Raw genomic sequence first — 4941 nt, 5'->3', positions numbered from 1 at the left:
CCCAAGGCTTCGACAGCGCGCTGATTGCGGTTTGCATTGAGGGAGACGAACAGAATGAGATCCCGTTCGAGAACATCGTCGAGCGTCAGCAAGTCCTGGTAGGAACCGGTCACGATCGACAGCTCGTCCTCCAGGAAGCTCAACAACTCATTCAAGAGCCCCTGAATCTTCTCGACACGCTCGCGGTCCGAGAGTGACCGTTGCAGCATTTTCACTGACATCTCGAAGTTCAATCGCTTCTGCATAGAGATGCCGGGCCAAGAGGCAAGCCGAGCCTTCGCAACCGCAATCTGTTCTTGCAATACCTGCTCATCGAGCGCCATCACAAGCACGTCATAAACATTGAAAAGCTTGCCAGTGTACTGAAGGACGCGAACGAGGTCTGAAAGATATGCCTCCTGGTGCCCCTTGAAGAAATCCTCGCGCAGCCCAAAGGAGCGGAAGATGAAGTTCACATGCTCCTGATAGGCGTCGTCGAGCGCGTAGAAGGGGTTATATCGTGCCGACTCTGAAGGGTGCGTCGGATCGATCACGCGCAAGTCCTGCAGGCGGCCGGCGGCTTCGATGTGCGGAAGAAGGCGGTCAAGGAACTCGCGCTCACCCTTGCCGTCGAAGATAATCATCGGCATCCTGCGCGCGCCAAACCGCCGCGTCATGTCCTGAGCGATGATGTTTTCAAGGAATGTGGACTTGCCCGCGCCTGTGCCGCCCACGATGACGCCGTGCTTCATCCGCACCGTATCCGGCCAGAGCCAAGGCTCCTTGTGGACGTTGTATCCGAGCAGCGTAGCTCCGGCCTGGCCGGCGTCGCAGACCATCTTGGCGTCCTTGGATGCCGGGATCGCGATGGCGGGGTGCGGCCAGTTTTCGTCTCTCTTCTTCCTGCGTCCAACCAATTGCGCAATGATGAGGCCTCCACCAAAGAACAAGATGGCACCGTAGAGGAAGATTTCCAGGCACTGGTCATTGCGCAGATGGAGGCGCGACACGGCGACGTACCAGCAGAACCCAACAGCGGCGCAGGCGAATAACACGAGGACGCCCACGACATCCTCTGGTCCTTTCTGGCGCGATCCGGGCTGATCGTAGTTCGGGCTCATCAGCGTCCTCCAATGGAGAAGTAGATAAAGACGCCAACCAGAGCGCACAGGAGAACGACCGTGAGAACGGGAAGCTGGCTGGGCTTCCAGCGGCCCTTCTCATCGACGGGTTTTAGTTCATCGGAAAGAGAATTAAGTAGGGCATTCTGGAGGTTGGACTCGGCATCGCTCAAGTAAATTTGTCTAAGTGCCTGGCGCACTTCTTCCACCGAGATGTAGCCCTGTGCGTCCATGACTAGAGAACCACCTCAACCTTTAGCGGCCCGTTCTGGTCGGCGCCGAAGTTCAATTGATAGATCTGCGGTGGATTGCCCGCGGAACTCTCGATGCTGATGACTCCCGTTGTCTTCTCACCCGGCGCAAGATCGCGTGTGCCGGTTTCGGCCTGCGTTACTGGAATGCCAGAGACATTTCGCGCTTTGAAGGCCGCGAAGGTCTGGGAAGTGATCTGGTGATTCTTGAGACTCACAAGCGAGATTGGCTGTTCGGTCGGAAGCGGGGCGCACACATTCGGAGTTGTCACCCGAAACGGAGCCTTCGACTGATTCAGGACCGAATATCGAATGTATATCCGGTCCTTAGCGCGATAGACCTGTTCGAGACTTACCTGAACACGATCTGCTGGACGTTTGTCCGCGTCGTGCGCAATGTCCTCAACTCCCATCAGCGCCTGTCCCAGCACTAGCGATGCGATCTTACGGATCTCGGCATCTGACGGTTCGGCCGCGGCACGCGCGCTAGCATGTGGATTGGGCGCGGGCACGGTGCGGACCAGTACATCCATTGCCGCAAGCTGGCCCGCAGGGTCGAGTTCATAGCTCAGCTCGCGCGAAGCAGTCCAAATGAAGAGATTCGTGGATACCCCTTCACGAAGCGGCTTCACAAAGACCTTGTCGTCATGCCGCTCGACCTGAAAGCTGTCGGGATCGGCTATCGCGAGCGTGGCAACGGACTCGCCGAATTCGAGAACCGTGAGATGGTTCAGCGAGGTTTCAATGTGACGGATCTGGCTTTGGCTTGTGGTCTGCGCGCCCGCAGCGGCAACCGCAAGAGTAAGGGAAATCGTCGTGAGCGTTTTCATAGCGGCCTCCTGGGGCGCAACGTTTGTCTGAAAACGGAAAGGAGAAGCCGAGCCAGAGGCCAGTCTTCTCCTTCGCCGGCTAGGAGTGCCCCAGGGGAATGGGAGCATTCGTGTTTTCGAAGAGCAGATTGCGCTTCCCCTTGTACTGAAAGAGAAAGACTCTCTTTTCACATTCCGGGCCATCGGGATTGGCGATTCGCTCGACGAGGAACGCCCGCCGCTCATCGTCAAACCACGCGTAGCCGTTGACGGTCTTCGGCATTCGAACACGAACCCGCTCACCGCCAGTCACCTCCGCGAAGGCATCGACCACCTCCTGCGGAAACGACTGGAAAAGGACCGCGCCGGAACCTGTGCCGCCAGTGACGACTGCATTCATCGCCTGCGCCCACGCCCGCCGGTTCTCCTGCTTGCCTTGCGCCCAGTAGTGAAGGAACAGGTGCAGGGAACTGGGGGGGGGGGGTGCATCCTGCTCGTGTTCCCAAAGAGCCGCCTGCGCCTTGTTTCGCGCAAGCACCGCAGACCTTCTCTGTTCCTTGTCTTCACTCTTGCGCACGGTTTCCCATTGCGCCTGAGCGTCCTTCAGTTGCTGCTTGACTTCATCCTCGCGCTGGACGATCCGGCTAGCGATGTCCCCATAGATCGAGTTCACCAGCTGGCATTCCTCGAACATCTCCCGGGTTACGTGCTCGCCCGAGAAGAGTCCACGGAAGTCTTCGATCCCCATCTTCTCTTCGAAACCGTTGCCGGTTTCGTCGGGAAGAAAGCCGAGTTCCTTGCGCAGGAGGTTATAGAGCCTTCCAACCTTGTCCGTAGCCGCGATTTCAAGATGGGCCGGCAGGTCCGACACTCTACGCTCCCGCTTGTAGCGGAGCCAGGGCGCCGGCGCTACCTCCTTCCTGATATCACTGACAACAGACTCATCAATCTCGACCCTGTGTTTGAGGGAATCGAGTGCGTTCTGCAGTTGCTCGACGAGCTTGTAGGCTAAATCGGGCCGTCCTGCAGCAAGGCATGAGGTCTTCAGATCGGTGATCGAACCGATTCGATTCCCCCGCGCCTTCATGGCAACCGGGCACGCATTCCACCAGGGAGACTTGGCTTTCTGATGCTTCGTCTTTTCCTGCCGGAATTTTTGCCCATACGCGATCCTTCCCGCAACGAACTTCGGGAACTGATCGGATGGCATCACGCAAATGGTGTCGAAGTCGAAGTCGCCGCCGTTCTTGCTCGCGGTCTTCGAATGGAGAATGTAGGTTCCCTCCATCCGGAGTTGCCGTTCAAGGATGGCTGCGACCAGCGTTTCATCGAGGTCGGCTGTTCCAAGCGCCTGTTTGAGCGCCGGTACAAGCTCTTCGTTGGTGAGATGACGGATGGGCAGAAGATCCTCCTGCATCCGAATTGGGTACCGGACGCAAAGGCCCTGCTCAGCCGTCAACGACGTGATCGAGCAATCTTCAGGTATCCAGTCGGACGCCGAAAGAATTCTCCCTCGATGTTCGATGAGGACACCGTCGTCCGCCAGAGCAAACGATGGCAGCTTCAGATCCGCGCTCGTGCAGGCACGAAATGCCCAGCGGGCTAGCTTGCGATTCAGTTGGTTGAAGACGTAGGGAATCTTGATTGCATTTCCACTACGGTCCGCCAACAGAACCGCTTCCGCAGGGTCACACCCTTCTGAAGCCTGTTCGCCCTCTCGTTCCAGTGAGTCAGGGTCGAAGTTGACGCCATCGTCGATCGTTGTAACCTCGGACTTGCCGATCACTTCGAACAGCGCCTGGTAGTCGCCTTCGTCCCATGCCTTCCGCATTGTCTTAATTCGTTGGAGCGCCCACAGCTTCAATTCAAACTGCAGCGCCTCTTCCGAAGCGTGCTCGATCAAGGTGTAGCTTGACCCAAACTCCGATTGACGGGAGATCTGTTTGATCCCGAGAATCGCCGGACCCGTGAACATGCGGCCCGATGTGACCAGTTGTGGAAGAAATCGAACTCCTCCCTTCAAGGCCGGTTTGCAGGCGCTCTCGGGCAGGATGATGTCGACCGCGAGCTTGTCGGCCACGCGATCGCTCATTGCCTTCAATGCGCCCTTTGCCTGCTTCGGTTCGCGCGCGTCGAATGCCAGCCTGAACTGGCAAAAGCGATTTGTGCCTATCTTCAGCTTCCGATAGAGGGATTCACGCACCCAGCCTCGGCAATCGTTGGTGCCAAGGATATGATCCTTGACCACAGCGATGCGTAGATCGGGCTCCTCTACCATCAGTTTGCAGTCGGAGACGAGGATCGCAAAATACACGATCGCCGCCTCGGGCCAATGCTGAAAGCGCTCAGCAATCGGGCCGGCGTGCACATGATCGACGAAGTAGAACTTGCCATCCTTCGCCGAACCGCTTGCGCCGACTAGTTTGTACTCGACCCCGCCGTAATGAAGGCTCGCCATGCGGTTCTCGACCACAGACTGCTCATACGGCGTCAACTCATATGGCACACTGACTCGCGCAACTCGGATGCAGGGATAGAGTTGCCCGAGGAGCTTTCCCTCAAGCGTGTCCTTCCGTCCGAGCTTGGTTGGCTTGCGGGTCACTTCTCCGGACGCATCAATCCGCAACTCAAGAATGAGCTGTTGATCGAGTGCCGCGTTTTGTGTCCTGTTCGCTGTCATGTTCTCCTCACTTGTCTGGCGCTTCAAGACGAAGTGACAAGAGATTGGCTGACGCCGGTTTCTTGTCTCTCGCCTGGCCGCCCGGGTTAGGGGTGGGGTGT

Annotated in this window: 4 protein-coding genes; all 4 read right to left on the bottom strand. The window is 57.7% G+C overall.

Translation table 11 applies throughout. The features are described 5' to 3' along the window. On the bottom strand, positions 1–1100 hold a 1100-nt coding region (locus tag VMU57_RS17565), incomplete at its 3' end, for a type IV secretory system conjugative DNA transfer family protein (protein ID WP_325385776.1). Then, the gene (locus tag VMU57_RS17560; RefSeq protein ID WP_325385774.1) at positions 1100–1333 is read right to left on the bottom strand and encodes a hypothetical protein; all 234 of its coding nucleotides are present in this window, start codon (positions 1331–1333) and stop codon (positions 1100–1102) included. The genes VMU57_RS17565 and VMU57_RS17560, both read right to left, overlap by 1 nt. A 2-nt stretch (positions 1334–1335) precedes the next feature. After that, entirely contained in the window at positions 1336–2181 is an 846-nt protein-coding gene (locus VMU57_RS17555) for a TrbG/VirB9 family P-type conjugative transfer protein (RefSeq protein ID WP_325385772.1), read from the bottom strand. Between the two features lie 79 nt (positions 2182–2260). Next, complete coding sequence (locus tag VMU57_RS17550; RefSeq protein ID WP_325385770.1) at positions 2261–4840, bottom strand: hypothetical protein; 2580 nt, start codon at positions 4838–4840, stop codon at positions 2261–2263. Positions 4841–4941 lie beyond the last annotated feature (101 nt).

Origin of the sequence: Edaphobacter sp., assembly GCF_035532915.1 — a bacterium.
Lineage (GTDB): Bacteria > Acidobacteriota > Terriglobia > Terriglobales > Acidobacteriaceae > Edaphobacter.
This window is presented reverse-complemented; position numbering and strand designations above follow the sequence as displayed.